Consider the following 25035-nt stretch of genomic DNA (forward strand, 5'->3'; position numbering starts at 1 on the left):
CCAACCTTGGCGTTTCTTCCGGGTACCACCCCGGCAACCGGCATATGGCCTTCACCACGCCATGTGTCAATCGCCACCAAAACGAGGAATGACTATGATTAAAGAACAGAGCACATTCATCGTGGATCTTATCGACATCGCAAAGCGTGCCGAATGCAAGATCACGATCACAACCAAAAGTGGCCATGTCGTCTGCGAAGTTGGCCCTGAGACGTTCCCCTTCAAAGTCGACGAAGACGGCGTCGTCTATATGGATAATGCCAAGGTCGATTACGAAGCTCTCAATATGGATGTCGGCGAACTGATGCGGTTCCTGGATTCGAGGATAGGCACGCTCCGGCAAGAAATCTTGCGCATGTCAGCTAAGACCAGCGGCGAGCATGCGAGCCACGTATCGATGAAATTCTATGTCGGCGAACTGCGATTGACGGTCGAGCCGACCGAAGTGCCACTTTTCGACCCACGCAAGGACATAGGCGAAACATTCTCCAAAGCCTGCAAAAGCTGGACTGAAAGCATCGCAGAGGCGACAAGCCCGCGATCGGATTTGGCAAAAACTATCGAGCATCTAACGGTACGTCTCGATCCAGAAGAGCTTTACGACGATCTGGTGAAAAGCCCGGAATTCAAGTCGGTAATTGTAGACGCGCTCTGTCGCGGTCCGCGTACCGTGCATATCAAGCTGTAACGAAATGCCCCGCCCGCCAAGCCGGTGGCGGGGCAAGAATCGAAATTTCATGTCGCGCTCATGTCGCGTTCTGCCGCCTGAACGTAGTGCGACCTGTTACAATTCAATACGTTATGTTGCATCGAATTTCAGGGTTATGCGACATGAAAATGAGGGAAAATGACAGCTAAGTCATTGATTTTAAAGTGGCTGGGGAACCTGGATTCGAACCAAGACTAACGGAGTCAGAGTCCGTTGTTCTACCCTTAAACTATTCCCCAGCAAGGATTGCAAATTATGCTCTTATCGAGAGTTTGCAATTGCGACAGGAGCGTGAAGCTCGTTCGCGACGGCCTCCATCTAGCGAACTCAAACCGCGAACGCAACCCCTTTCTTTGAAAAAAGAACAGTAAATTTAGCTATCCCCAATTTGTCGAGCCGCGATGGTCAAAAACAACCGCAAAGCCTGGCCTTTTGTGGAGTAGTCAAAAGGGCGACGGGTATGGGTGCGGCTTTAAAATAAAAAGGCCCGGCCAGCGGAGGAGCGGGCCGGGCAAAGGGCAGGCTGGCCGAGAGGGGACCCGGCTTGTGAAGGTGGCGCCTGCCAGATGTTCCGTCAGCAGTTCGGGCGGAGAGGTTTCCTCGCCCGAACCGTGGATGCAAGAGACTGCTGAAGCATTTGCCTCAGCAGATATGCCGTGTGGCCTCGATGCGGCGCTGCGCATCGGCAAGCGAACGCAGAACACGTGTCGGATTTTCGCGACCGCGATAATGCGTCGCCGTATAGACATCGCCGCGATGCAGACCAATGTCGCGTAGCAGATAATCGTCAAGCTCGTTCAGTCGCATCACATGCTGTCGATTGCGGAAAATCATCCAGCGACGCAGAGCCGACGTAAACACAGCTTTCACCGTTTGCGCGAACGTGGAGGTCTCTGCGCTCGTTGCCGGTAAGTAGGTCGTCGTTGTCTTGCTTATCGCTGTCATGTCCGCTCTCCTTTAAATCAGCGGTGCTAAGGGGTTCTTATCGTCAGGGTCATGCGCTTTCGCGGCTCCTTTCCTCTACGACGGCTGCTTTATCCAACAATCGAATTGATTGTTCCAACGAATGTTTCTAATGTCATTCTTCAATTATAGTGATGGATAGCGCCCATGAGCACGCCTCTGGATCTCGATCAGTTACAAACCTTCATCGCCATAGCCGACACCGGCAGTTTCACACGCGCTGCCGATGCTATTTTCAAGACGCAATCGGCGGTTTCCATGCAGATGCGGCGGCTGGAGGAGCGGATCGGCAAGCCCCTGTTCGAGCGGGACGGGCGCTCCAATCGTCTGACTGAAGATGGCGACAGGCTGCTTCTTTATGCGCGGCGGATGATGCAACTGAATGGTGAGACCATTGCGGCTTTCGACGATACGCAACTGGAAGGGCATGTCCGCATTGGAACACCTGATGATTATGCCGATCGCTTCCTGCCGGAAATCATGGCGCGTTTCGCCCGGTCCAATCCGCGCGTCGAGCTGTCGGTGGTCTGCGAGCCAACGGTCAATCTCGATGAAATGATCCGCCGCGGCACGCTGGATATTGCGCTGGTCACGCAGTGCGACGACAAGCGCCGCTCGGAAGTGGTACGCACCGAACCGTTGCTCTGGGTCACCTCGGCCAACCATGCCGTGCATGAGGAAGCCGTGCTGCCGCTTGCAGTGGGTCGCCCGACCTGCATCTGGCGTCATGCGGCAATCGAAGTGCTGGAAGCGGCGAAACGCGATTATCGCATTATCATCACGAGCTGGTCTGCGACGGTTTCGGCGGCTGCGGTTCTCTCCGGCCTTGCCGTTTCGGTGCTGCCGGAATGTGCATTGCGTCCGGGCATGCGGGTGCTGGGCGAGGCGGACGGATTTGGCACCTTGCCGGAATTCGGCATCGGCATCATGCGCGGCCATAACAAGCAGAATGCGGTGGTGGATGCGCTGGCGCAGCACATTATCGAAAGTCTCGACAATATTTCGTCGCCGCAGCCGGTAGGCATTGTCGGCGCAATGAATTCACCGGAAATTTCGTCGTTTCCGGCGGTTCGCACGCGGAGGGTGCGGGCCAATGAATTGCTGCCTGGCTGGTGAGGCCAGTTGTGATCGAACTGTAATTTGCCGCGCGGCTGCTTGACCAGCCATACCGGCTAATGGCCTATGATGGGATGAGCATGGGTTCCGATTCGAGTTTTACCGGCGCATCGTCGAATGTCGCCGAGTATAGCGTTTCCGAGATTTCCGGCGCTTTGAAGCGCACGGTCGAGGATACGTTCGGCCATGTGCGCGTGCGGGGTGAAATCTCCGGCTATCGCGGGCCACATTCTTCCGGTCACGCCTATTTTGCCTTGAAAGACGACCGCTCGCGGCTGGAAGCCGTGATCTGGCGCGGCTCCATGGGCCGCCTGCGGTTTCGTCCCGAAGAGGGCATGGAGGTCATCGCCACCGGCAAGCTGACCACCTATCCGGGATCGTCGAAATATCAGATCGTCATCGAGCAGATGGAACCGGCAGGCGCCGGTGCGCTGATGGCGCTTCTGGAAGACCGCAAGCGCCGCTTGGCGGCGGAAGGACTATTCGATCCGGCGGTCAAGCAGCTTCTGCCATTTATGCCGCGCGTGATCGGGGTGGTGACATCGCCGACAGGCGCTGTCATCCGCGATATTATTCACCGCATTTCAGATCGCTATCCGCTGCATGTCATTGTCTGGCCTGTGCGCGTGCAGGGCGAGACGAGCGGTCCGGAAGTGGCCGCTGCCGTGGACGGGTTCAACGCGATGCCGGAACACGGTCCCGTGCCGCGCCCCGATGTGCTGATCGTGGCGCGCGGCGGCGGCAGTCTGGAAGATCTGTGGGGCTTCAACGACGAAATCGTCGTGCGCGCCGTGGCTGCATCGCATATTCCGGTGATTTCGGCCGTGGGGCACGAAACCGACTGGACGCTGATCGATCTTGCTGCCGATGTGCGCGCACCGACCCCCACCGGCGCTGCGGAAATGGCCGTGCCGGTCAAGGCCGATTTGCAGGCAACGCTTGCCGGGCAATCGGCGCGTCTTGCATCGGCCATGTCGCGTTTCATCGATCTGAAGCGGCAGGCGCATCGCGCGGCTGCGCGCGCGCTGCCTTCCGCTGATCAGTTGCTGGCCTTGCCACGCCGCCGCTTTGACGAATCCGCTTCGCGGCTGACACGGGCGCTGTTCGTCAACACGCAGAAGAAGCGCGTTCACTTTGAAGGGCGCGCCCGGCAATTGTCGCCGCGCCTGTTGCAACGCCGCTTTGTGGAACAGCAGCGCACCATGTCGCTGCTCGGCCAGCGGCTGCCGCGCGCGCTGGAGGCGTTCCTGCGTGAACGCCGCACGGCGCTTTCGCATCGCGCAGACCGGCTGGTCCCGGAACCGATTTTGCGGCGCACCCGTCTAGCCACATCGACGGTCGAACAGCTGGATCGCCGACGCGATCAGGCTGTGCGGCTTTTGATCGAACGGGCCAAACGGCGCGGACAGGAACTTGAGCGCCTCATGCGCACCCTGTCTTATGAAAGCGTGCTGGATCGCGGCTTTGCCATCGTGTTCGATGCGGAGGGTAACCCGGTCAAGCAGGCTGCAAGCGTGGCTGCGGGCGATGCCCTGTCGCTCCGCTTCCGTGACGGCGATGTGGCAGTGGTTGCCGATGGCGGCACCGACGACGAATCGGCAGCCAGACCGAGCACGCCGAAAAAGCCTGTATCGTCCCGACCGGGCGGGCAAGGGTCGCTATTTTAGCAACACTCGCAATGTCTTGAATGCCGAATTGAGAAGCGGGTCGCCGGTTGGGCGTTTCTCTTAAGGCTGGCTTAAGCTTGGCCTTTTCTTTCTCGCACATCCGAAATGATCGGCACAATTCCGGTGCGAACGAACCGCGTTCATTGCCGCGATGCGTGTCCAACAAAGAGTTCAAGGATGTCGCGTAAAAACTCCCAAGACGCCGCATTTTCCGGCTTGAAGACGGCGGTGTTCAACCGCCGCAGCTTTCTGATCGGTGCAAGCGCTGTTGCGCTGTCAGGCTGTGTTTCCACCGCCCAGCCACCGCAACCGGCCCAGCCGGTCAAAAAGCCGGTCGCACCGTCGCAGCCGGTGCCGCTCATGTATCAGGCCATGCCGGAAGAACAGTTTCCGCTGCCTGCCGTCGATATCAGCAAGGTCGATCCAAAATTCTGGCGACAGGAAGTCGATTATCCGACATCCGAGGTGAAGGGCACCGTCATCGTCGATACGCCGAACAAATATCTCTACCACGTGCTCGGCAATGGGCGGGCGATGCGCTACGGCATCGGCGTGGGTCGTGACGGTTTTGCCTGGGCGGGCCGCGCCGTGATTGCCTACAAGCGCCAGTGGCCGCGCTGGACGCCGCCGGACGAGATGGTTGCGCGCCAGCCCGCGCTCAAGCCTTACAGCATTGCCAATGGCGGCATGCCCCCCGGCCTCAAGAACCCGCTTGGCGCGCGCACCTTGTATATCCATAAGGATGGCCGCGATACGCTATACCGTATCCACGGATCGCCGGAAGTATGGAGCATCGGCAAGGCTGTTTCCTCTGGCTGCATCCGTATGATCAATCAGGATGTGATCGACCTTTACAACAATGTGCGCGATGGCAGCACGATTGTTGTGATTCCCGATCCGACCAAGGCTCAGCAGGTCACAAGCTGACCCTGGAGCACATCCCGAAAAACGAAAAGGGCGCGAAAAACGCGCCCTTTTTATTTGGGTGTTTCACCCGGCTCAATGCTCAGTAAGCATATTCCAGGAAGATCGGTTCGACGGAACCGGCCCAGATGCTGTTATAGGCTTTCAGCATACGCTCGGCATCGGTGATGCCAGCGGCGACGATTTCTTCCAGGGGGCTGAGGAAGTGGGTTTCGTCAAAACCTTCAGGGTTCAGCTTGTTACGGTTCTTCAGGCCGAGCCGCGAAATCTTCAGCGTTTCGCGGGCGATGCCTTCCAGCGGCTTGCCACGGAATGTTGCCGTGAGCGCCTTAGTCGGCACGTCATTGCGCAGCGCCAGAACCTCTTCATAAGTCCAGTCCTTGGTCAGCATTTCGGCTGCCGTCAGCGCTTCTTCGTCATAGAGCAGGCCGACCCAATAGGCCGGCAGGGCACAAATGCGCCGCCACGGGCCGCCGTCTGCACCGCGCATTTCGAGGAAGCGCTTGAGGCGAACTTCCGGGAACAGCGTCGAAAGATGGTTGGTCCAGTCGCCCATATTCGGCACCGGATCGCTGACTTCACCCTTCAATGCGCCGTTCATGAACTGGCGGAAAGTAACATGGGTGCAATCGTGATAACGGCCATCGCGCAGGATGAAATACATCGGAATGTCGAGGGCCCAGTTGACATAGTCCGCAAAGCCGAAATTTTCCGAGAAGACGAAAGGCAGCACGCCGGCGCGCTGGTTGTCGGTATCGCGCCAGATGCTCGACCGCCACGACAGAAGGCCGTTCGGCTTGCCTTCAGTGAAGGGCGAGCTGGAAAACAGCGCCGTGGCGACCGATTGCAGCTTCATCGAAACCTGCATCTTGCGGCGCATGTCGCGTTCCGAACTGAAGTCGAGATTCACCTGAATGGTCGAGGTCCGGTACATCATGTCCAGACCTTCATGGCCAACCTTCGGCATGTAGTTGGTCATGATCTTGTAGCGCGACTTCGGCATGACCGGAGTTTCGGCCAGCGTCCATTTCGGGCTACCGCCGACGCCGAGAAAACGAATGCCCAGAGGTTCGGCGATTTCACGCACCTGGCTCAAATGGGCGTTCATCTCGCGGCAGGTCTGGTGAATGGTCGTAAGCGGCGCGCCGGAAAGCTCGAACTGCCCGCCCGGTTCCAGCGAAATTGCGCCCTGTCCGGTCGGCTCCACCAATCCGATGATGTTGCCTTCATCCATGATCGGCTCCCAGCCGAGCATGGCCTGCATGCCTTCCAGAATGGCTTTGATGCCGCGCGGGCCTGCATAGGGAACAGGGCTGTTGTCAGCGGTATAGAAGGGAAATTTCTCGTGTTCGGTGCCAATGCGCCAGGCATCCTTGGGTTTGTTTCCCCCGGCAAGATAGATCGCAAGTTCTTCAACGCCCGTCAGTGCCGTTTCGTCAGTCGTATCGCGCGCCATACAGTCTATCCCTGGTCGTATTTCAGCTTGTCAGCGTGATTGGACAAATTTGTCAAATCACGCAAGTCAATTTCATTGAACGATCGATTTAGAGAACATCATGCCGCATTTCTCCAGTCGCCGAGAATGGCCTGTACCAGAGCCATGGCCGCAACCGCAGCTGTATCCGCCCGCAAAATGCGAGGGCCGAGCGGAATGGCGGTCACGAAGGGCAGACGGTGCAGCAATTGCCGCTCTTCTTCCGAAAATCCGCCTTCCGGGCCAATCAGAAGCCCTATCGGCCAAGGCTTCGATTGGGGCTTCAAACCTTGCAGAATGCTCAACGGATCGTCCGATTCGTGGCTTTCATCGCAAAAGATCAGACGGCGTGACGGGTCCCACTGGTCGATAAAGCGGTCGAAACGCACTGCGTCGCGACATTCTGGTAGGCTGAGCACGCCGCATTGCTCGGCAGCCTCGATGGCATTGGCCTTTATTTTGTCGGTGCTGAGCTTCGGCACCTGCGTGTGCTGGGTGACGACCGGCTGCAAAACACCTGCGCCCATCTCAACGGCCTTTTGCACCATATAATCGAGGCGTCCCTGTTTCAGCGGCGCGAAACAATAGACGAGATCGCTTGGCGCTGGCTGCGGGCGCGTCTCCTCAACGGGTACGAGCAGAACACGCTTCTTGCCTTCCGGCTTCAGCCGGGCCTTCCATTCACCGTCGCGCCCGTTGAAAACGAGAACTTCATCGCCTTCTTTCAGGCGCAACACGTGAATGAGATAGTGGGCAGCCTGCGGCGCAGCCTCGACCGGCGTTTCCGGGGCGAGGTCATCCTCGATATAAAGTCGTTGCATTCTGTAATTGGCGCGCATGTTCGCATCGATGGCAGAGGGAAAGCCCGCCGGTCAAGCGCTTTGTGTGACCGTTCTGCCAGCTTGCGGATTGAAAACCGCTCTCACTTGAAGAAAAGCTTACACAAACAATTGATGGGAAATGTCTGGTGGTTGAATCTAATTAGATTGTATCCATATAGGTATGAAGCTATCTATTTGAATGGAATTGAAGTGATGAAACAAGCCTGGGTCGAATTCGCGCCGCTTCTTGCAAGCACTGCCAGAGGATGGCGGAAAGCCTTTGATGCGGCAATGGCGGAGCATGGTCTTTCCGATGCGAAAGCCGTTCCGCTGATGACCCTCTTGCGGCATGGCGATCTGATCCCCCAGGGGGTGCTGGCCGAACGGGTCGGCATCGAGGGGGCTACGATTGTTCGTGTCGTCGATGAGCTGGAAAAGGATGGCCTGATCCTGCGCGTCGCCGACGATGCCGACCGTCGCGTCAAACTCATCCAGTTGACAGAAGACGGCCGCGCCGTCGCCACCAAGGTGGAAAAGTCTGCGGCACGTCTTCGGACGCAGTTCTTAAGCGATTTCGACGCCGAACAGGTTGATGTCGCCATGGAAGTATTGCGCAAGCTGAACGAGAAATTCCTCAACCTTTAAACCAACGCTGCCTGCGAAAACCATGACCAAGCTCGCCGAAACAACACCGAAATTCTGGGATGTCGTCTTTTCCTTGAAGACGTTTGCAGCCGGTATGCTTGCCTTGTGGATTGCGCTGATGGCCAATCTGCCGAACCCATATTGGTCGATTGCCGCCGTTTACATTGTCGCGCATCCGCTTTCGGGGGCCACCACATCCAAGGGTCTCTATCGTCTGGTCGGCACGATTATCGGCGGCGCGGTCACGATCCTTTTCGTGCCGCATCTGATCAATTCGCCGGAGATTCTGACCGTCGCCATCGGCCTGTGGATGGGCGTCTGTCTGGCGATCAGCCTGCTCGACGGCACGCCGCGCAGCTATCTGTTCATGCTCGCCGGTTATACCGTGGCGATTGCAAGTTTTGCCGTGGTTTCTGTTCCCGAAACCACTTTTGATTATGCGCTTGGCCGCGTCGAGGAAATTGCCATTGGCATTATCTGTGCGGCAGTGGTCAACCGCCTTGTCTTTCCGCGCCACAGCGGGCCGGTTCTGGTCGGTCGTATCGACAACTGGTTGCGTGAGGGTTCACGGCTGGCCGTGGCCACCATGCGTGGCGAGGGCGCCAGCCCGCAATTCCTTCGCGACCGCCAGCGTCTGGCCGCCGATGCGCTGGAACTGCGCAATCTGACGACCCATGTGGCCTATGACACCTCGTCCATTCGCGGCGTCGGAACCATGCTGCATGTGCTGCAACAGCGCATGGTGGCCGTGCTGCCGATCATTTCCAGCCTGCATGATGTCATCGTGCTGAAGCCGGGTGAGGGCGAAAAGCCATGGCACCCCGCAGTGCAGCAACTTCTCGACGAAGCCTGTGACTGGCTCGAAAGCGGCGAAAATCTCAGCGAAGAGCGCCGCGCGGTTCTGTTGAAGCTGATCGACGAGATCGAGCGTCACGGCAAGGATGCCTCAAGCTGGGGCGAGCTTTTGCCGTTCAATGTGGCAGCGCGTGTGCGCGATCTGGTCCAGATCTGGAGTGATTGCATCACGCTGCGTCAGGATATCGTGTCTGGTGCAAAGCGCGGTCATGCGCTGCGCTGGCGTCGTTACGATGCCCATCTGAAGGGGCGTCCGGCGCACCGCGATTATGGCATGGCGTTTCTGTCAGGCTTCTCGGCCTTTCTCGCAACCGCTGTGGCAACGGCTTTCTGGATCGCCACAGGCTGGGCGCAGGGCAGTGCAGCCGCGATGATGGCGGGTATCTTCTGCTGTATTTTCGCGACGATGGACGATCCTGTGCCGGTGATGCGCAAGTTCAACTGGCTGCTGCTGATCGTGATTGTAGCGGCTTTTGTCTTCGAATTTGCGCTGCTGCCGCTGGTGGATGGCTTCTTCCCGCTGGCGCTGGTGCTGGGTCTGTTTCTGGTGCCTGCCGGTGTGCTTCTGGCAATTCCATCGCAGTTTCTGCTGGGCATGGTGCTCTGCGTGAACCTGCCGAACATGCTCATGCTGCAAAGCCACGCCACGTCGGATTTTGTGACCTTTGCCAATGCCAATCTGGCGACGGTTGTCGGTATTGTCATGGCTGCGGTGATTACATCTATCGTGCGCTCGGTCGGTGCTGAATGGAGCGTGCGGCGTCTGGTCAAGGCTGGCTGGCGCGATATCGTCGCGGCAACCGAACGCGGTCCGAGCCGTCATCGTCGGCAGCATATGAACCGCCTGTTGCTGCGCATGATCGACCGCATCGGCATGATGACGCCGCGTCTGGCGCTGATCCCGTCGGCGGATGTCGCCAAGGTCGATCTGTTGCGCGATCTGCGCAACGGGATGAACACCATCGACCTGCAGCAATATCGCGCCAAACTGGCCGAGCCTTGCCGCGATGCGGTGGATGCGGTGCTGGACGGTGTCGGCGCGCATTATCGTTCCCTGTCCAAGCATGGACCGGACGATCAGTCGCGCAAGAATACCGATGAACAACTGCTTGCTTCCATCGACAAGGCGATAGCGGCGATCATCGAAAGCGGTTCGCCCGCTGTTGCTCGCCGTCCGCGGCTTGCACTGGTGGCGCTGCGTTTCAACCTGTTTCCCAAGGCGCCGCCTTTTGCTTTGCCGCCGCGCCCGCAATTGGAGCTGCCGCAAGCTGCCTGACGAACAGCCCCGTGAAGACCTGAATGTGAACGATCATGAGACCTGAACTCGATATATACGGGATCTACATCCCCACTCTGGGCGTGCTGGCGCTTGGCGCCTATGTCCTCAATACGATCATGCAGCGCCTGCTGGCGCGCGTGCGTTTCTACCGTTTTGTGTGGCACCGGCCCTTGTTCGATGCCGCCATGTATTTCTGCATTCTTGGCGCTGCCGCCATTATCTTGAACGGAATAGACTGATGAAAAAGCTCTTCGCACATACTGGCCGGGTTTTTCTCACCCTCGTCATGGTCACAATGGCGGGGCTGCTTGGCTGGCATCTCTGGGACTATTACATGAATGCGCCGTGGACACGCGACGGCAAGATCCTTGCCGATGTGGTGCGGGTTGCGCCTGACGTTTCGGGTCTGGTGAGCGAGGTTCTCGTTCGCGATAACGAGAACGTCAAAAAGGGCGATGTGATTTTCCGCATCGATCAGGCGCGTTACAAGCTGGCGCTGCAGACCGCTGAAGCCAAGGTGGACAGCAGCAAGGCCGCGCTCGACATGGCCAATCGCGATCTCGTCCGCTATCGCCAGCTCAACGACACGACCGTGACCCGCCAGAAGCTGGAACAGGTTGAAACCACAGCCATGCAGGCCGAGGCGGCATACCGTCAGGCCGGTCTGGACCGTGATCTGGCCGCGCTCAATATGGACCGGTCTTCGGTCAAGGCGACGGTCAATGGTGTCATCACCAACTTCTCGCTCCAGCCGGGCGACTATGTCACCGCAGGTTCTGCCGTGACGGCGCTGGTGGACACGGATTCCTATTATGTCTCGGGCTATTTCGAGGAAAACAAGCTTGAGCGCATCAAGATCGGCGATCCGGTTCTGGTCGATGTCATGGGCAGCAAGGTGCAGCTCAAGGGCAAGGTCGAAGGTATTGCTGGCGGTATCGAGGATCGTGAACGCACCGCGACCACCAGCCTGCTCGCCAATGTCACGCCGACTTTCAACTGGGTGCGCCTTGCGCAGCGCGTACCGGTCCGGGTGAAACTGGAGGATGTGCCGGACGGCGTGCACCTCGTGGCTGGCCGAACGGTCAGCGTGTCGGTCGTCGAATAATCGACATCCAACTGATTAAAGGCCCGGCTGTTGTCCGGGCCTTTTTCATGCTAGAGCACATCCCGAAAAGTGCGAAGCGGTTTTCGGATAAGATGTGCGTAAAAACAAAAAGTTAGAGCGGTTACAACAATATAATATTCACTGAAACCGCTCTGGCCAATGGAAACGAGATTTATGGGGTGGTCTATGCGCGTATTGGTCGTCCAGAATTATGACGGTGCAGGGCTGGGGCAGATTGAACCTGTCCTCACGGAAGCCGGTTATTCGATTGATTTGCGCCACCCCTATAATGGCGATGCGCTGCCCGCCGATGCCAGCGAACATAACGCGCTGATCGTTCTGGGCGGCGAGCAGAATGCGCTGGCCGACGCCGAATTTGCCTATTTCCCGCACCTGCTCGATCTCATCCGCGGCTTTGGTGATAAGGACAAGGCTGTGCTCGGCATTTGCCTCGGCAGTCAGCTTGTGGCACGCGCCTATGGCGGCGAGAATATTCTCGACCGTCCGATGGAGTTCGGCTGGCAGGAAGTGCGCCTGACCGATGAAGGGCAGCGCGATCCGGTTCTGTCGACGGCGGGCAATGCATTTCCGATCTTCCACTGGCACCGCGATACATTCACCCTTCCTGAAGGGGCGGTGCATATGGCGTCGAGCGATATGACGCAAAATCAGGCCTACCGGATCGGTCGGGCGGTCTATGGCACCCAGTTCCATTTCGAGGCCGATACCGGGCTGGTCAAACAGTGGAATGCCCAACTCGCCGACGAAATCGAAGACTTCGCGCCGGGCTGGGACAAGGCGTTCCCGCAACTGGCCGAGAGCGTCGGTCGCTCTTCCGACAAGGCGGGCGCTGCGCTGGCCAAAGCCTGGATCGGCCGAATCTAGAACGGGTAAAACCGCTCTTTCGATTCCCAGTCGCTCATCCGGAGAGGAAGACTTCTCCCCTTCGGCTACAAGCTTGTAAACCCAACATTAACCTTAAGGATAAGCTTCGCGTTGCTGCTTTGCCACATCCTGTCAGCAATGCGTGGTTTTGTGAAAAAAGCGCGGTGAACGACGCTTCCGTTCAGTTGCGGGTAACTTTTATCGGGTGTAACTGAACGCCGTCTCCCGGGCAATGATCGGTCGGGCAGGGCTTCGCGCCATGCTCGTAACGGCGGCTCGTTTTATCGAATTTCATCCGGCAACCGTCGAGAGAGTTTCCGAATATGACCGCCAAGCATGCCGCCCTTCTTACCGTCCTGATGGTCTCCGCGATCGTGTTCATGGCAGTCGGCATCTTCACCGTTGATGCCGGTAACACCATGGTTTCGAGCGACGGTTACGGAATTTCCAGCGCTCACTAATTTCGGTTAATGCGCTTCGATGAAGCGCTTTTCAACACCGTCGATTGCGATTGCCGAGAGCAGACCGCTCTTCCAGGCATAGGTGTCGAGATTGACCCGGTTGGGTTGAACATCGACTGCACCTTGCGGCGTGTGCCCATGGATGATCACCTTTGCGAGGGGATCGGTCCATTTCAAAAACAGCGTCCGTATCCAGATGAGATCGTCAGGGTCCTGCTCTTCGAGTGGCAGGGCCGGATCGACGCCTGCGTGGCAGAAAAAGAAGTCCCCGAACGAGAGCCAGCGCGGCATCGCGCGTATGCAATCGATATGCGCCTGCGGCACGGCTTTCACCAGCGCTTCATGGCTGCGCCGGGCTTTATCCGTATCGGAAAAGTCCAGTTCCACGCCATAGGAGAGCCCGGTTTCCACCCCGCCATGCAAGGCGAAGATGCCTGCCGTGTCGCCGGTGGCGAGATAATTGAGAAAGCCTTCGTCGTGATTGCCGAGCAGCGACAGGATGCGCGGATCATGCCTGGCTGCATCAATGAGAAAGTCGAGCACTTCCTTCGATTGTGGCCCCCGGTCGATGTAATCGCCGAGATGGATGATGCGCCAGTCGTGGACGGGGCGATGATCGAGATCGGCACGGATCAATCCATGCATGTCCTGCAAGAGATCGAAGCGCCCATGCACATCTCCGATGGCATAAAGGCGGATGTTCTGCGGGCCGCACGCATCCTTGAAAATCACACCGGTCATTCGCCTTCGTCCTTCACTTCCTTCACCGCATTGGTGCCCGCACGCTGGCGGAAGCGCAGCCGCGAGACGCGCTCGCGTTCTTCGTTCAGCTCGCGGTCGTGCGTTGCCTGCTCGACGAAGCGGATATGTTTTTGCACCGCTTCGCGGGCCGCTTGCGGGTTGCCGGCCATCACGGCATCGTAAATAGCGCGATGCTGCGAGAGGAACATGTCGGCGACGCCGGGATAGCTGTAGATCAGGCTACGGTTATAAAACACGCCGTCCTTCAAAAGCTGGTAGCAGGAGCGCAATGTGTGCAGCAGCACAATATTATGCGCCGCTTCGCCAACCGCATTGTGCAACTCGACATCAAGGCGCGCTTCGGTGTCGAAATCGCTCGCGCCATGCGCGGTTTCCATCGCATTCATGATTTCCGTCAGCAGCGCCTTGTCGGCGGGCGTAGCCCGAAGCGCTGCGTATTCAGCGGCAATGCTTTCGATCTCGCGACGATATTCGAGATAATCGGCGGTCGCCTTGCGATGATCGGCAAAGAGCTTGACCACGGGCGCGCTGAAGACCTGCCCGATCACGTCGGCCACGAATGTTCCGCCGCCGTGGCGTGAGGTCAAAAGGCCTGCCGTTTCAAGGCGCTTCAGGGCATCGCGCAGGATGGGCCGGGAAATGTCGAACTGGCGCGCCAGCTCACGCTCGCCGGGCAGACGGTCGCCGCCACGCAGAACGCCCTCCAGAATGAGCGTCTCGATCTGGTATACGACGTCGTCCGCTGTGCGGCTCGTCTGTATGCGGGAGAAAATCGTTTCGGCCATGCCGTTCAAGCCCTTTGCGTATCGGCGGCAAGGTAGCCGCAAGGGACGGACCCGGCAACGGAATATATTGAAAATAAAGCCCGACTGGTGATCCAGCCGGGCTTTCTGACGGTTGGAAGAGGGGCGTTTTAAGCCTTTTTGCGCTTGCGCGTCGAAACAAGCACGAACAGACCCGCGACAACGCCGTACATCGCCCATTTGAAGGGTAGCGCGTCAGCGGTTTCGCTACGGATCGGCAGCACGGTTACCGTGCCCGGTCGGCTTTCAAAGCCGGGCTTGCCTTCAGACTTCGCCTGTTCGATCTGCTGTGGTGACACGACCCATTCCGCACCGCGGGACTTGTCGTAGAACATGAAGCCGCAACCGACGACAACGGCAACGATGATTGCAAGAATAAAACGGATCGGAGTGTTCATTATCTTTCCTCAAAAGTCCGAACGACACGGCCGGCATGATGGGAGTTCATGCCGCATCGCATTTATATGCACGCTTTCTAATGCGCAGCGTTTCATAGTCGGCAAAAGACTTGATGTCTATTTTTGAGATGCGACCTGTGGAGAACTGCCGCTCTCCCAATAAGGTACAGGGCCGTAAAGGTCCGCGAGATAATCTATGAACAGGCGCACCTTGGCAGGCAGGAACTGTTTTGACGGATAGACCGCGTGAATAGCCACATTGCGTGAGGCGGTATAGTCGGGCAGCACTTGCACCAGTTTGCCTGCCGCGAGTTCCGGGCCAATGTCCCATGTGGAGCGTTGCGCGATGCCAAGACCGGCCAGCACGGCCTCGCGCACCATCTCGCTGGAATTGGTCTGGAGCGGGCCGACCGGGCGAATGACGATTGGCCCCTTCGGCCCTTCAAGCCGCCATGGATCATTATTGTGCGGTGCAAGGCAGATATGCGCCTGCAAGTCTTCGATTGTCTGGGGCGTGCCGCGTTCCGCGATATAGCCGGGCGAGGCGACGAGCAGGCGGCGGACAGGCGCCAGCCTGCGGGCGACAAGGGTCGAATCCGACAATTCGCCAATGCGGATCGCCAGATCATAGCCGTCGCCGACAATATCGACCATTTCGTCAGTCAATTGCATATTGACCGTGAGGTCGGCATTGGCGCGCATGAAAGGCACCAGATAGGGGGCGATATGCATACGCCCGAAGGTCGTGGGAGCCGAGATTTTCAGCGTGCCGCGCGCATCGGCGGAACGCCGCGCGACAAAAGCTTCCGCCTCTTCGATGTTCGACAGAATGGCCAGGACGCGCTCGTGATAGCCCTGACCGGCCTCGGTCAGCGCGATCTGCCGTGTTGTGCGTTGCAGGAGCCGGGTACCGAGGCGCTCTTCCAGACGACCAAGACGCTTGGAAACCACCGCGGGGGAAAGGCCGAGATCGCGAGCCGCCGCCGACATGCTGCCGGTTGCGACAACGCGGGCAAAGATTTCCATATCGGCCAGACTGCTGCTCATCATGATCGTGTGATCCCCCGGGTTGGCCTGCATTTCAATTGCATCTAACGCATTTCCAGCAAAAGTGTGAAACGGTTTTGCGGGTGGAAATGCGAAAACAAACCGACAGGGCGTTACAAGGCTCCGCAAGCAATTATGCCGCAGCGTGAAAACTGTTATGCGAACGGCACAAGTGGTAAAAATGATTTACCACTTGACGAATACGGTGCAGGGTGCACTGTGCATGTTAGAGCTATTCCAGAAAAGTTTGGGTCTGTCCATCCAGTCTGGTATGGCGCGAAAACGATGCGTTACGACCGCTCCGGTTCTCAAGCGAGGATGATAACCGGAACGGCATTTGAGGGCTGGCGGCGCCTTGACAAAAAGGGCCTGACCAGCGGCGGAGGAACAAATGAGCGGATTGATTATGCCGGAGCCGGATGCGTCCGTTATGCAGCGGCGCGGGCAGATCGTGGATGATCTGCGCGGCATCGTACCGGGCGAGGGCGTGGTTGATACCGTCAATGCAATGCGGGTGTTCGAGAGCGACGGCCTGACGGCGCACCGCTCGCTGCCGCTGGTGGTTGTGCTGCCGGAAACGGTCGATCAGGTCTCACAGGTTCTGCGTTATTGCCACGAAAACGGTATCCGCGTCGTGCCACGCGGCGCGGGCACATCGCTGTCCGGTGGCTCGATGCCCTTGCAGGATGCGGTGCTGCTGGGCATGTCCCGCTTCAACCGTATTCTCGAAATCGATTATCCGAACCGCGTTGCCGTGGTGCAGCCGGGCGTCACCAATCTTGGCATTACCAAAGCCGTCGAGCATGAGGGCTTTTATTACGCGCCCGATCCTTCGTCGCAGATTGCCTGTTCCATCGGCGGCAATGTCGCAGAAAATGCAGGTGGCGTGCATTGCCTCAAATACGGCCTGACCGCGAATAATGTGCTCGGCATCGAGATGGTGCTGATCACTGGCGAAGTGCTCCGCCTCGGCGGCAAACATCTCGACAGCGAGGGCTATGATCTTCTCGGTCTGATGACCGGTTCGGAAGGCCTGCTCGGCGTTGTGACGGAAATCACGGTGCGCATTTTGCAAAAGCCGGAAACGGCACGTGCCGTGATGGTCGGCTTTCCATCCAGCGAACAGGCTGGCCAGTGCGTGGCCGATATTATCGGCGCAGGCATCATTCCCGGCGGGATGGAGATGATGGACCGGCCTGCCATCAAAGCGGCGGAGGATTTTGTCCGCGTCGGCTATCCGCTTGATGTGGAAGCGTTGTTGATTGTCGAACTCGACGGCCCGCCGGTCGAGGTCGATCACTTGATCGGTCGGGTCGAAGCGCTGGCGCTGCGCAACGGTTCCACGACCTGTATTCTGTCGCAGTCGGAAGAGCAGCGTCTGGCTTTCTGGGCCGGGCGCAAGGCGGCTTTCCCGGCGGTGGGGCGCATTTCTCCCGACTATCTGTGTATGGATGGCACCATTCCGCGCAAGGAGCTGCCGCGTGTGCTGTCAGGCATGCGCGACCTGTCCGAAAAATACGGATTGCGGGTGGCCAATGTGTTCCACGCAGGCGATGGCAATCTGCATCCGCTGATCCTCTATGATGCGAATATACCGGGCGAACTGGAAGCCGCCGAAAACTTCGGCGCGGACATTTTGCGGCTCTGCGTGAAAGTTGGCGGTGTTCTCACCGGCGAACACGGCGTCGGCATCGAAAAGCGCGATCTGATGCCGGAAATGTTCAACGACATTGACCTCGACCAGCAGATGCGCGTCAAATGTGCTTTCGATGCCAAGCATCTGCTCAATCCCGGCAAGGTGTTTCCGCAATTGCGCCGCTGCGCCGAGCTTGGCCGCATGCATGTGCATCGCGGCGAGCTGTCCTTCCCGGATATTCCCCGATTCTGAGTTGTGGTTTTGATCATGAGCGATGCAAATATTCTAAAGCCGCAAGATGAGGCGGGCGTTCTGGATGCGGTACAGGATGCGCTGGCCAGCTCCACTCCGCTGGAAATTATCGGCCACGGCTCCAAGCGTGGTATCGGACACAGCGTCGATGCGGGTCGCGTGCTCGACGTGTCGCTGCTTTCGGGTGTGACCTTGTATGAGCCGGACGAGCTGGTGCTTTCGGCAAAAGCCGGAACGCCGATGGTCGAAATCGAAAAGCTTCTGGCCGACAACAATCAGTGCTTTCACTTCGAGCCGATGGATTACGGCCCGTTGCTGTCGGGCGAGGCTGGTCGCGGCACGATCGGCGGCACGCTTGCTGCCAATTTGTCTGGTCCGCGCCGTCTCAAGGCCGGCGCTGCGCGTGACCATGTGCTTGGCGTACGCGTTGTGTCCGGGCGGGGCGAATTGTTTAAATCCGGCGGTCGCGTGGTCAAGAACGTGACGGGTTATGACCTGTCCAAGGGCATGGCCAATTCCTGGGGCACGCTGGGCGTCGCCACAGAGGTGACGTTCAAGGTTCTGCCGAAGCCGGAAACGGCAGCTACGCTTGTCGTGCGCGGGCTGACCGATGAACAGGCGGCGCGCGTCATGGCCATGGCGATGGGATCGCGAGAGGAAGTTGCGTCGGCAGCGCATTTGCCGCCGACGGTCGCCAATCGCTTTCTCGATGGAAAGCTTGGCTGGGAAGCGGCGACCGTGTTGCGGCTTGAGGGCTTTGCGCCTTCGGTGGCGCATCGCAGCCGCCAGTTGCAGGCGCTGCTTCGCCAATCCGGCACGGTGGAAGCGCTGGACGGAGCGCAATCGCAGCAGCTTTGGCGCGAAGTGCGCGATGTCCTGCCTTATGCCAATGCGGGCGACACTCGCGCTGTCTGGCGCGTTTCAATGACGCCGATGCAAGGCTGGCAGATGGTGGACGAGTTCCGCCGTCATGCGGGCGTCGACGCTTATTACGACTGGCAGGGTGGCTTGATCTGGATGCGGATGGAAGCGGACCCGGAAGCGCAGATCTTGCGCAAACTCATTGCCAGATATGGTGGCGGTCACGCGACGCTGGTGCGGGCGCCGGAGACGGTCCGTGCCGGCATTGATGTGTTCGAACCGCAGCCGCCAGCCCTTGCGGCTTTGTCGCAGCGGTTGAAGCAGCAATTCGATCCGGAAAATATTCTTAATCCGGGCCGTATGCATTCTCATCAGGTTGGAGCGTGACACGATGCAAACTCATTTCAGCCCCGACCAGCTGCGCGATCCTGGTGTGCAGGAATCGGAAAAGATCCTGCGCAAATGCGTGCATTGCGGTTTCTGTACGGCGACATGCCCGACCTACGTGACGCTTGGCAATGAACTCGACAGCCCGCGCGGTCGCATTTATCTGATCAAGGACATGCTGGAAAACGGCCGTCCAGCGGATGAGGAGGTCGTGCGCCATGTCGACCGCTGCCTGTCGTGCCTGTCCTGCATGACGACCTGCCCTTCGGGCGTCAGTTACATGCATCTGGTCGATCATGCCCGCGCGCATATTGAGAAAACCTACAAGCGCCCGTTCATGAACCGCTTTCTACGCGGTGTCCTGGCGCAGGTTCTGCCCTATCCGGGCCGGTTCCGTGCCGCGCTGAAACTGGCGAAACTGGGCAAGCCATTTGCTCCGCTTTTGCGCAAGAGCGACGCCCTGAAACCCATGGCGGCCATGCTTGATCTCGCGCCGCAAAACCTGCCAGCGGCGGTTCCCATCGAAACCGTCAGCGCCGCCAAGGGCGAAAAGCGCGGTCGCGTGGCAATTCTCAACGGCTGTGCGCAGCCTGTGCTCAATCCGGGCATCAACGCCGCCACCTTGCGGCTTTTGAACCGCTTCGGCATCGAAGTGGTGACGCCGAAGGGCGAAGGGTGCTGCGGTTCGCTGGTTCACCATATGGGCCGCGAAGAGCAGGCGCTCGAACAGGCGCGGCACAATGTCGATGTCTGGACGCGAGAGATCGAGGCGGGTGGTCTCGATGCGATCATCGTCACGGCGTCCGGCTGCGGCACGACGATCAAGGATTATGGTTACATGTTGCGGCTTGATCCGGCCTATCAGGACAAGGCTGCGCGGGTTTCGGCGCTGGCAAAGGATATCACCGAATATCTCACCGGCATCGACCTGCCGGAACCGGATGCGCCGCAGGCGCTGACGGTCGCCTATCATTCGGCATGCTCGATGCAGCATGGGCAGAAAATCGTGCGGCAGCCGAAAGACCTGCTCTCCAAGGCAGGCTTTACGGTAAAGGAACCGCTGGAAGGGCACCTCTGCTGCGGATCGGCAGGCACCTATAACATCATGCAGCCGGAGATTGCTGCCAGGCTGCGTGACCGCAAGGTGAAGAATATCGAGGCAACCGGCGCGGCCCTCATCGCGACAGGCAATATCGGTTGCATGACCCAGATCGCTACCGGCAGCAAACTGCCGATTGTTCATACGGTGGAGCTGATCGACTGGGCCTATGGCGGGCCAAAGCCGGTTGCGCTCTCAAGCTCCCGTCTTCACTGACGCGGCATAGTGCAACGGAAAGCCCTTGAAGCTTTTCGTTTCCTTTAAAACGAAGGTCGTCTGCATTTCCTTGATACGGGGCAGGCGGCGCAAGGTGGACATGGCGAAATCGGCATATGTGTCGAGATCGCGTGAGACCACCTGAAGCAGAAAATCGGCATCGCCAGCGATACTGTAGCAGGTGATCACGTCGTCGAGCCCCATCAGCTCGGCGGCAAACTGTTCTGCCTCCAGCTCGCTGTGACTGTCGATCTTGATCCGCACGAAAGCCATGACGCCAAGGCCGATTGCCTTGCGATTGAGGTTAGCGCGATAGCCGTCGATCACACCATCGTCTTCCAGCTTGCGCATTTTCCGCCAGCTTGGCGAAGTGGACATGCCCACCTGATCGGCCAAAGCCTGATTGGTCAGGCGACCGTCTTCCTGCAAAGCTTCGAGAATGCGAATATCGGAAGGTTCCAGTGCGGTCATGAAATCTACCTTAATGACGTCAGTGCGGGGTAGAATCTACCATATCATGATAATAAGTAGGTAAGAAAGGCAGGATCGACCAGCAGATGCGGTGTATTTCTCTCGCAGAAACACCGAAACTCTGGAGCCATCATGCAGGAAGATCTGCGTCTCGCCGTTATCGTCAACCCTGATCTGGCCCAAGGTCTGCTGGCAAACACGGTTGCGGCCATCTCGATCGGACTTGGCGCACGACTGCCTCAAGTCGCGGCGCGGCAACTGGTTGATCGCTCAGGCGTCGCCATCGATATCAGCTCGGACCGTCCTGTGCCTATCCTGCAAGCGGACGCGGAAACGATCCGGTCGATCCTGTTGAAAGCGGCGGCACATGAAGACAGGCAGGCGGTTGTCGCCTTTCCAGCCTTCGCACGGGCAATGCATGTCTATGCGGAATATGAAACCACGTTTCCGGACCGTGATCTTGCAAGCGAGATCATTGATGGGGTGGGGATCGCCGGTCCCGCCAAATGGGTTCGCTCGCTGACCGGCAGCCTGAAGCTGCTGCGATAAAAAAGCCGGGCAATTGCCCGGCTTTTTCAGTCATATGTTTTGAACTAGCCCGCCGAGAATGTCGCCGGGTTCGGGCCGATGCGGCCATCGGTCTTGTCCAGCTTGGTGATGGCATCGTGATCAGTGCCATTGAGGCTGAAATCGAAGACCTCGAAATTTTCCTTGATGCGGGCAGGCGTGACCGACTTCGGAATGACGATATTGCCGGTCTCGATGTGCCAGCGCAGGATGACCTGTGCGACCGACTTGCCATGTTTGGCGGCAATCGCCTTCAGCTTTTCATCTTCCAGAATCTTGCCCTGTCCAAGCGGGCTCCAGGCTTCGGTGGCGATGTTGTGCTTGCCGTGGAACAGGCGCAGTTCGTCCTGCTGGAACTGCGGATGCAGCTCGATCTGGTTGAGAACCGGCGTTACGCCGCTTTCCTTGATCAGGCGTTCAAGATCGGCCGTGCGGAAGTTCGACACGCCGATGGACTTCACGAGGCCTTCTTCCTTCAGCTTGATGAAGGCGCGCCAGGTTTCCATGAACAGGTCTTTGGAAGGCATCGGCCAATGGATCAGATAGAGATCGACATAATCCGTGCCGAGCTTCTTCAGGCTGGTCGCAAAGGCTTTCAGCGTCGATTCATAACCCTGATCGCTGTTCCAGAGTTTCGTCGTCAGGAAGATGTCGCCGCGTGCAACGCCCGAATTATTGATAGCTTTGCCCACGCCTTCTTCATTGCCATAGATGGCGGCGGTGTCGATGTGCCGGTAGCCCGCTTTCAGCGCTTCGCTGACGGCTGTAACCGCTTCATCATTGCCCACCTGCCAGACACCGTAACCGAGCTGCGGAATATGGTTGCCGTCGTTCAGTTTTACGGTCGGTACGGTCATGATCTATCCTTTCCCTCCATCCAAATGCGACACCGGTTCATATTCCGATACGGTCGCATTTGTGGCCGCCCTCTGGCGGCGCCGTCCATGTTTTTTCAAATCATCACTCAAATCATCATTGGCAGCATATGGGTGTTCGCGGGAAAAGCAAAAGCCTTTTCAGGTTGTTTTTGGGCCCGTGGCAGGTTGATTTCATCAAAAAAACCAATGTTTCAGTATTATGAATGTAAAAAAGCCGCCCTGCGAAGAGGGCGGCATTGTTTCACTGTAAAACTGTTCCGGAACGGGTCAGCGAACGACAACGCGGGTGCCGATGGGAACACGTTCATAAAGGTCTGTCACGTCCTCGTTACGCATGCGGATGCAGCCCGAAGACATGGCCTTGCCGATGGTCCATGGCTGGTTGGTGCCATGAATACGGTAAAGTGTTGAACCGAGATAAAGAGCGCGTGCGCCGAGCGGATTGTTGACACCGCCATCCATGCGTGCAGGCAGGATGCGACCCTTGCGACGCTCGCGGGCAATCATTTCCTTTGGCGGCGTCCAGGTCGGCCATTCGGCCTTGCGGCTGATGCGCTGCGAACCTTTCCAGCTGAAACCCTGCTTGCCCACGCCGACGCCATAACGCATGGCCTTGCCGTCGGACTGGACGAGATAGAGAAAGCGCTTGCTGGTATCGATCACGATGGTGCCGGACTTTTCACTGCCGGAATAGGAAACGCTCTGCGGCAGATAGGCCGGGTCGATCTGATGCTTGGATGGAGCTGTGGCTGGATTGCTTGCCGGTCGCTGGTAGGAAACCTGACGATAATTCGCCTTGGACTTCTGCTTCTGCTTGACCGTGGTGCGGCGCACCGGCTGCTGGACGGTGCCGTCCGGCATCTGGCGCATGCGTGCCGGCTGGCCATGCAGCTGTGCTACCCACGGTGCGGAAAGGTCGGGGCTGACAGCCACCGGCGGCAAGGTCGCGTAACGGTCATTGGCGAAAGCCATGCCGGTGCTGACGATGGAAACAGCAATCGCTGCAAGCGATCCGATCAAAAGAAGATGACGTGGTTGCATGGTCCAGATCCGTCTCTTTTTGCGCCATCATCCCGGTTGCGTTACCTGTCTGGGTCCATTGGCGCGGTTGCCCGGCTGCGGCTCCTGACACGTCCTGTCAGGAGAACAGCCCCTAATTTCATGATGGGATTGTGCGCCCCAATGGAATCGGAAAGGTAAATTTCGGTCGCGTGTTCAACTAAAGCATCACTCTAAGTAGAGTTGTGGTTAGCGTCAGGTTGCGTCACATGTTTAATGATCGATGAAGCTTTGCGCATGTCCCCGAAAAGTGGGAAACAGTTTCTGGACGAGGCTGTTAGCAGGTAAATGGAGGCGGGAAATGAGTGATATTGTTGAAGCGAAAACCGGTCTGATCGTCAGCGAAGATGGCAAGACCCGTTGCTTCTGGCCCGGCATATTGCCGGACTATCTCGCCTATCATGACAATGAATGGGGCGTGCCGGTCTCCAACGATTATCGGCTGTTCGAGAAGATTTGCCTTGAAGGTTTCCAGTCGGGCCTGTCCTGGCTCACCATCTTGCGCAAGCGCGAGAATTTCCGCGCCGCTTTCGATGGCTTCGATTTCCACCGTGTGGCGCAATATGACGGCAAGGATGTCGAGCGACTTCTGGCCGACAAGGGCATTGTGCGTCATCGCGGCAAGATCGAATCCACGATCAACAATGCGAACCGCGCTATTGAACTGGTCACGGAAAAGGGTTCGCTTGCGGCCTATTTCTGGTCGTTTGAACCGGGAGCGGAGGACCGCCCAGCCGTCGTGGATTATCCGACCCTGATCGCCAATCCGAAAACCGATACTTCCATTCGAATCTCCAAGGATTTGAAAAAGCGCGGCTGGTCCTTTGTGGGGCCGACCACGGTTTATGCCTTCATGCAGGCCATGGGTCTGGTCAACGATCACATTGAAGGTTGCCATTGCCGCGCTCATGTCGAAAAGTTGCGGCTGGCATTCAAGCGCCCCCAATAACCGGGATACAAGGAACAGGGATTGCTAAGGAGCAGTCTTTCTGCAAGAAAAATGCGCTTGTTCGGAGATGTGATATGGATTTGACGTCGCTCATTGCTTTCGCGGGTATTCTGGTCGTAGCCGCAGGCACGCCGGGACCAAATGTCGGCGCGCTGGTGGCGCGCGTCATCAGCCGTGGGCACAAGGGCGTCTTTCCATTCATGTTCGGTCTCTGGCTTGGTGATGCCGTCTGGCTGTCGCTTGCCGTCTGGGGCCTGTCGGCTCTCGCCAACAGCTTCCACACCGCGTTTCTGGTGCTGAAATATGCGGGCGTCGCCTATCTGATCTATCTGTCGTGGAAAATGTGGATCGCGCCGGTCGATGAAGAAGCGGATGAAGACGCCATTCCGCGCGAGGGTGAAGGGCGCAAGCTGTTCCTTAGTGCGCTTGCGGTCACGCTCGGCAATCCGAAGATCATGGTCTTCTATATCGCCATTCTGCCGACGGTCGTGGATATTACCCATGTTTCGCTGGTTGGCTGGGCAGAATTGCTCGCTGTCATGTTTGCCGTTCTGGCGGCAGTGGACACAGCCTGGGTGGTGCTGGCCGCGCAGGCGCGGCGTGTTTTGCGCAGCCCGCGCATGATGCGCATCGCCAATCGGACCAGCGCTGGCATGATGGCGGGCGCTGCCGTCGCCATTGCCGCACGCTGAACACGCTTCCTGCACTTGCCGCAACGGGCCTGATCGGTTAGGAAACCGGCAACA

At 58.2% G+C, this 25035-nt stretch carries 26 protein-coding genes and 1 tRNA gene; 16 read left to right on the forward strand and 11 right to left on the reverse strand.

Annotated features, from left to right (window positions below; all coding sequences use genetic code 11):
- Window positions 1–94: 94 nt before the first annotated feature.
- Complete coding sequence (locus tag FGI60_RS00675; RefSeq protein ID WP_138783498.1) at window positions 95–688, forward strand: hypothetical protein; 594 nt, start codon at window positions 95–97, stop codon at window positions 686–688.
- Between the two features lie 186 nt (window positions 689–874).
- Here the strand turns inward: FGI60_RS00675 and FGI60_RS00680 are convergent.
- Together FGI60_RS00680 and FGI60_RS00690 are read right to left on the reverse strand one after the other, a co-directional pair.
- Window positions 875–948 (reverse strand) — tRNA-Gln (locus FGI60_RS00680).
- A 403-nt stretch (window positions 949–1351) separates the two neighbouring features.
- Window positions 1352–1654, reverse strand: a complete 303-nt coding sequence (locus tag FGI60_RS00690; RefSeq protein ID WP_078338983.1) for a DUF1127 domain-containing protein — start codon at window positions 1652–1654, stop codon at window positions 1352–1354.
- 165 nt (window positions 1655–1819) lie between these two features.
- On the opposite strand from FGI60_RS00690, the gene FGI60_RS00695 reads away from it, so the two are divergent.
- The 3 genes from FGI60_RS00695 (at window position 1820) to FGI60_RS00705 (ending at window position 5382) form a co-directional block, all read left to right on the forward strand.
- On the forward strand, window positions 1820–2788 hold the full coding sequence (locus tag FGI60_RS00695) for a LysR substrate-binding domain-containing protein (protein ID WP_138783500.1): 969 nt from the start codon (window positions 1820–1822) through the stop codon (window positions 2786–2788).
- An 80-nt stretch (window positions 2789–2868) separates the two neighbouring features.
- Complete coding sequence (gene xseA, locus FGI60_RS00700) at window positions 2869–4455, forward strand: exodeoxyribonuclease VII large subunit (protein ID WP_138783501.1); 1587 nt, start codon at window positions 2869–2871, stop codon at window positions 4453–4455.
- 177 nt (window positions 4456–4632) lie between these two features.
- The gene (locus tag FGI60_RS00705; RefSeq protein WP_138783502.1) at window positions 4633–5382 is read left to right on the forward strand and encodes a L,D-transpeptidase; all 750 of its coding nucleotides are present in this window, start codon (window positions 4633–4635) and stop codon (window positions 5380–5382) included.
- A gap of 79 nt (window positions 5383–5461) precedes the next feature.
- Here the strand turns inward: FGI60_RS00705 and FGI60_RS00710 are convergent, their stop codons facing one another.
- Window positions 5462–6835, reverse strand: coding sequence for a glutamate--cysteine ligase (locus FGI60_RS00710; protein WP_138783503.1), 1374 nt, complete (start codon window positions 6833–6835; stop codon window positions 5462–5464).
- A 98-nt stretch (window positions 6836–6933) separates the two neighbouring features.
- Complete coding sequence (locus FGI60_RS00715; protein WP_138783504.1) at window positions 6934–7692, reverse strand: 16S rRNA (uracil(1498)-N(3))-methyltransferase; 759 nt, start codon at window positions 7690–7692, stop codon at window positions 6934–6936.
- A gap of 195 nt (window positions 7693–7887) precedes the next feature.
- Between FGI60_RS00715 and FGI60_RS00720 the strand changes: the two genes are divergently transcribed.
- From FGI60_RS00720 to FGI60_RS26185, 6 genes are all read left to right on the forward strand, one after another.
- On the forward strand, window positions 7888–8319 hold the full coding sequence (locus tag FGI60_RS00720) for a MarR family winged helix-turn-helix transcriptional regulator (RefSeq protein WP_113533894.1): 432 nt from the start codon (window positions 7888–7890) through the stop codon (window positions 8317–8319).
- A 22-nt stretch (window positions 8320–8341) separates the two neighbouring features.
- Window positions 8342–10450, forward strand: coding sequence for an FUSC family protein (locus FGI60_RS00725; protein WP_138783505.1), 2109 nt, complete (start codon window positions 8342–8344; stop codon window positions 10448–10450).
- Between the two features lie 35 nt (window positions 10451–10485).
- Window positions 10486–10692: a DUF1656 domain-containing protein gene (locus FGI60_RS00730; RefSeq protein WP_078338977.1), complete on the forward strand. Its 207-nt coding sequence runs from the start codon at window positions 10486–10488 to the stop codon at window positions 10690–10692.
- Window positions 10692–11558: an efflux RND transporter periplasmic adaptor subunit gene (locus FGI60_RS00735; protein WP_138783506.1), complete on the forward strand. Its 867-nt coding sequence runs from the start codon at window positions 10692–10694 to the stop codon at window positions 11556–11558. The genes FGI60_RS00730 and FGI60_RS00735 overlap by 1 nt, the downstream gene beginning before the upstream one ends.
- 186 nt (window positions 11559–11744) lie before the next feature.
- Window positions 11745–12443 (forward strand): type 1 glutamine amidotransferase, encoded by a 699-nt coding sequence (locus FGI60_RS00740; protein WP_138783507.1) that lies wholly within the window; start codon window positions 11745–11747, stop codon window positions 12441–12443.
- A gap of 323 nt (window positions 12444–12766) precedes the next feature.
- Window positions 12767–12904 carry a hypothetical protein gene (locus FGI60_RS26185; protein ID WP_167836115.1) on the forward strand — a complete coding sequence of 46 codons (138 nt, stop codon included), beginning with the start codon at window positions 12767–12769 and terminating at the stop codon, window positions 12902–12904.
- A 6-nt stretch (window positions 12905–12910) separates the two neighbouring features.
- Here the strand turns inward: FGI60_RS26185 and FGI60_RS00745 are convergent, their stop codons facing one another.
- From FGI60_RS00745 to FGI60_RS00760, 4 genes are all read right to left on the reverse strand, one after another.
- Window positions 12911–13645, reverse strand: a complete 735-nt coding sequence (locus tag FGI60_RS00745; RefSeq protein ID WP_138783508.1) for a metallophosphoesterase — start codon at window positions 13643–13645, stop codon at window positions 12911–12913.
- Window positions 13642–14451, reverse strand: a complete 810-nt coding sequence (locus FGI60_RS00750) for an FCD domain-containing protein (protein WP_138783509.1) — start codon at window positions 14449–14451, stop codon at window positions 13642–13644. The genes FGI60_RS00745 and FGI60_RS00750 overlap by 4 nt, the downstream gene beginning before the upstream one ends.
- A 128-nt stretch (window positions 14452–14579) precedes the next feature.
- Entirely contained in the window at window positions 14580–14867 is a 288-nt protein-coding gene (locus FGI60_RS00755) for a hypothetical protein (RefSeq protein ID WP_078338972.1), read from the reverse strand.
- Between the two features lie 117 nt (window positions 14868–14984).
- Entirely contained in the window at window positions 14985–15914 is a 930-nt protein-coding gene (locus FGI60_RS00760; RefSeq protein ID WP_138783834.1) for a LysR family transcriptional regulator, read from the reverse strand.
- Between the two features lie 391 nt (window positions 15915–16305).
- Here FGI60_RS00760 and FGI60_RS00765 point away from each other — a divergent pair, with 391 nt between their 5' ends.
- Genes FGI60_RS00765 through glcF form a run of 3 tightly spaced genes read left to right on the forward strand, consistent with a single transcriptional unit; the run spans window position 16306 to window position 20365 of the window.
- Window positions 16306–17802 (forward strand): FAD-linked oxidase C-terminal domain-containing protein, encoded by a 1497-nt coding sequence (locus tag FGI60_RS00765; protein WP_138783510.1) that lies wholly within the window; start codon window positions 16306–16308, stop codon window positions 17800–17802.
- 15 nt (window positions 17803–17817) lie between these two features.
- The gene (glcE, locus tag FGI60_RS00770) at window positions 17818–19050 is read left to right on the forward strand and encodes a glycolate oxidase subunit GlcE (protein ID WP_138783511.1); all 1233 of its coding nucleotides are present in this window, start codon (window positions 17818–17820) and stop codon (window positions 19048–19050) included.
- A 4-nt stretch (window positions 19051–19054) separates the two neighbouring features.
- Window positions 19055–20365: a glycolate oxidase subunit GlcF gene (glcF, locus tag FGI60_RS00775; RefSeq protein WP_138783512.1), complete on the forward strand. Its 1311-nt coding sequence runs from the start codon at window positions 19055–19057 to the stop codon at window positions 20363–20365.
- On the opposite strand, the gene FGI60_RS00780 is transcribed toward glcF, so the two are convergent.
- Window positions 20345–20836: an Lrp/AsnC family transcriptional regulator gene (locus FGI60_RS00780; RefSeq protein ID WP_138783513.1), complete on the reverse strand. Its 492-nt coding sequence runs from the start codon at window positions 20834–20836 to the stop codon at window positions 20345–20347. The two genes, glcF and FGI60_RS00780, sit on opposite strands and share 21 nt — an antisense overlap.
- 132 nt (window positions 20837–20968) lie before the next feature.
- On the opposite strand from FGI60_RS00780, the gene FGI60_RS00785 reads away from it, so the two are divergent.
- Complete coding sequence (locus FGI60_RS00785) at window positions 20969–21385, forward strand: DUF2000 domain-containing protein (protein ID WP_138783514.1); 417 nt, start codon at window positions 20969–20971, stop codon at window positions 21383–21385.
- 44 nt (window positions 21386–21429) lie between these two features.
- Here the strand turns inward: FGI60_RS00785 and FGI60_RS00790 are convergent, their stop codons facing one another.
- Together FGI60_RS00790 and FGI60_RS00795 are read right to left on the reverse strand one after the other, a co-directional pair.
- Window positions 21430–22260 (reverse strand): aldo/keto reductase, encoded by an 831-nt coding sequence (locus tag FGI60_RS00790; RefSeq protein ID WP_078338966.1) that lies wholly within the window; start codon window positions 22258–22260, stop codon window positions 21430–21432.
- 288 nt (window positions 22261–22548) lie between these two features.
- Window positions 22549–23322, reverse strand: coding sequence for a L,D-transpeptidase (locus FGI60_RS00795; protein WP_078338965.1), 774 nt, complete (start codon window positions 23320–23322; stop codon window positions 22549–22551).
- 319 nt (window positions 23323–23641) lie between these two features.
- On the opposite strand from FGI60_RS00795, the gene FGI60_RS00800 reads away from it, so the two are divergent.
- Both FGI60_RS00800 and FGI60_RS00805 read left to right on the forward strand, forming a co-directional pair.
- Window positions 23642–24289: a DNA-3-methyladenine glycosylase I gene (locus FGI60_RS00800; protein ID WP_138783515.1), complete on the forward strand. Its 648-nt coding sequence runs from the start codon at window positions 23642–23644 to the stop codon at window positions 24287–24289.
- Between the two features lie 74 nt (window positions 24290–24363).
- The gene (locus FGI60_RS00805; protein WP_138783516.1) at window positions 24364–24981 is read left to right on the forward strand and encodes a LysE family translocator; all 618 of its coding nucleotides are present in this window, start codon (window positions 24364–24366) and stop codon (window positions 24979–24981) included.
- The last annotated feature ends 54 nt before the right edge of the window (window positions 24982–25035 follow it).

The sequence above is a fragment of the Brucella haematophila genome, from assembly GCF_005938105.1.
Lineage (GTDB): Bacteria > Pseudomonadota > Alphaproteobacteria > Rhizobiales > Rhizobiaceae > Brucella > Brucella haematophila.

Excerpts from the sequence above, each read along its gene's own strand:
- FGI60_RS00690 (WP_078338983.1), bottom strand. The coding sequence starts at position 1,654 with ATGACAGCGATAAGCAAGACAACGACGACCTACTTACCGGCAACGAGC.
- FGI60_RS00785 (WP_138783514.1), top strand. The coding sequence starts at position 20,969 with ATGCAGGAAGATCTGCGTCTCGCCGTTATCGTCAACCCTGATCTGGCC.
- FGI60_RS00675 (WP_138783498.1), top strand. The coding sequence starts at position 95 with ATGATTAAAGAACAGAGCACATTCATCGTGGATCTTATCGACATCGCA.
- FGI60_RS00745 (WP_138783508.1), bottom strand. The coding sequence starts at position 13,645 with ATGACCGGTGTGATTTTCAAGGATGCGTGCGGCCCGCAGAACATCCGC.
- FGI60_RS00710 (WP_138783503.1), bottom strand. The coding sequence starts at position 6,835 with ATGGCGCGCGATACGACTGACGAAACGGCACTGACGGGCGTTGAAGAA.
- FGI60_RS00765 (WP_138783510.1), top strand. The coding sequence starts at position 16,306 with ATGAGCGGATTGATTATGCCGGAGCCGGATGCGTCCGTTATGCAGCGG.
- FGI60_RS00725 (WP_138783505.1), top strand. The coding sequence starts at position 8,342 with ATGACCAAGCTCGCCGAAACAACACCGAAATTCTGGGATGTCGTCTTT.
- glcF (WP_138783512.1), top strand. The coding sequence starts at position 19,055 with ATGCAAACTCATTTCAGCCCCGACCAGCTGCGCGATCCTGGTGTGCAG.
- FGI60_RS00760 (WP_138783834.1), bottom strand. The coding sequence starts at position 15,914 with ATGAGCAGCAGTCTGGCCGATATGGAAATCTTTGCCCGCGTTGTCGCA.
- FGI60_RS00720 (WP_113533894.1), top strand. The coding sequence starts at position 7,888 with ATGAAACAAGCCTGGGTCGAATTCGCGCCGCTTCTTGCAAGCACTGCC.
- FGI60_RS00790 (WP_078338966.1), bottom strand. The coding sequence starts at position 22,260 with ATGACCGTACCGACCGTAAAACTGAACGACGGCAACCATATTCCGCAG.
- glcE (WP_138783511.1), top strand. The coding sequence starts at position 17,818 with ATGAGCGATGCAAATATTCTAAAGCCGCAAGATGAGGCGGGCGTTCTG.
- FGI60_RS00750 (WP_138783509.1), bottom strand. The coding sequence starts at position 14,451 with ATGGCCGAAACGATTTTCTCCCGCATACAGACGAGCCGCACAGCGGAC.
- FGI60_RS00800 (WP_138783515.1), top strand. The coding sequence starts at position 23,642 with ATGAGTGATATTGTTGAAGCGAAAACCGGTCTGATCGTCAGCGAAGAT.
- FGI60_RS00740 (WP_138783507.1), top strand. The coding sequence starts at position 11,745 with ATGCGCGTATTGGTCGTCCAGAATTATGACGGTGCAGGGCTGGGGCAG.
- FGI60_RS00735 (WP_138783506.1), top strand. The coding sequence starts at position 10,692 with ATGAAAAAGCTCTTCGCACATACTGGCCGGGTTTTTCTCACCCTCGTC.
- FGI60_RS00780 (WP_138783513.1), bottom strand. The coding sequence starts at position 20,836 with ATGACCGCACTGGAACCTTCCGATATTCGCATTCTCGAAGCTTTGCAG.
- FGI60_RS00730 (WP_078338977.1), top strand. The coding sequence starts at position 10,486 with ATGAGACCTGAACTCGATATATACGGGATCTACATCCCCACTCTGGGC.
- FGI60_RS26185 (WP_167836115.1), top strand. The coding sequence starts at position 12,767 with ATGACCGCCAAGCATGCCGCCCTTCTTACCGTCCTGATGGTCTCCGCG.
- FGI60_RS00705 (WP_138783502.1), top strand. The coding sequence starts at position 4,633 with ATGTCGCGTAAAAACTCCCAAGACGCCGCATTTTCCGGCTTGAAGACG.
- FGI60_RS00755 (WP_078338972.1), bottom strand. The coding sequence starts at position 14,867 with ATGAACACTCCGATCCGTTTTATTCTTGCAATCATCGTTGCCGTTGTC.
- FGI60_RS00795 (WP_078338965.1), bottom strand. The coding sequence starts at position 23,322 with ATGCAACCACGTCATCTTCTTTTGATCGGATCGCTTGCAGCGATTGCT.
- xseA (WP_138783501.1), top strand. The coding sequence starts at position 2,869 with ATGGGTTCCGATTCGAGTTTTACCGGCGCATCGTCGAATGTCGCCGAG.
- FGI60_RS00715 (WP_138783504.1), bottom strand. The coding sequence starts at position 7,692 with ATGCGCGCCAATTACAGAATGCAACGACTTTATATCGAGGATGACCTC.
- FGI60_RS00805 (WP_138783516.1), top strand. The coding sequence starts at position 24,364 with ATGGATTTGACGTCGCTCATTGCTTTCGCGGGTATTCTGGTCGTAGCC.
- FGI60_RS00695 (WP_138783500.1), top strand. The coding sequence starts at position 1,820 with ATGAGCACGCCTCTGGATCTCGATCAGTTACAAACCTTCATCGCCATA.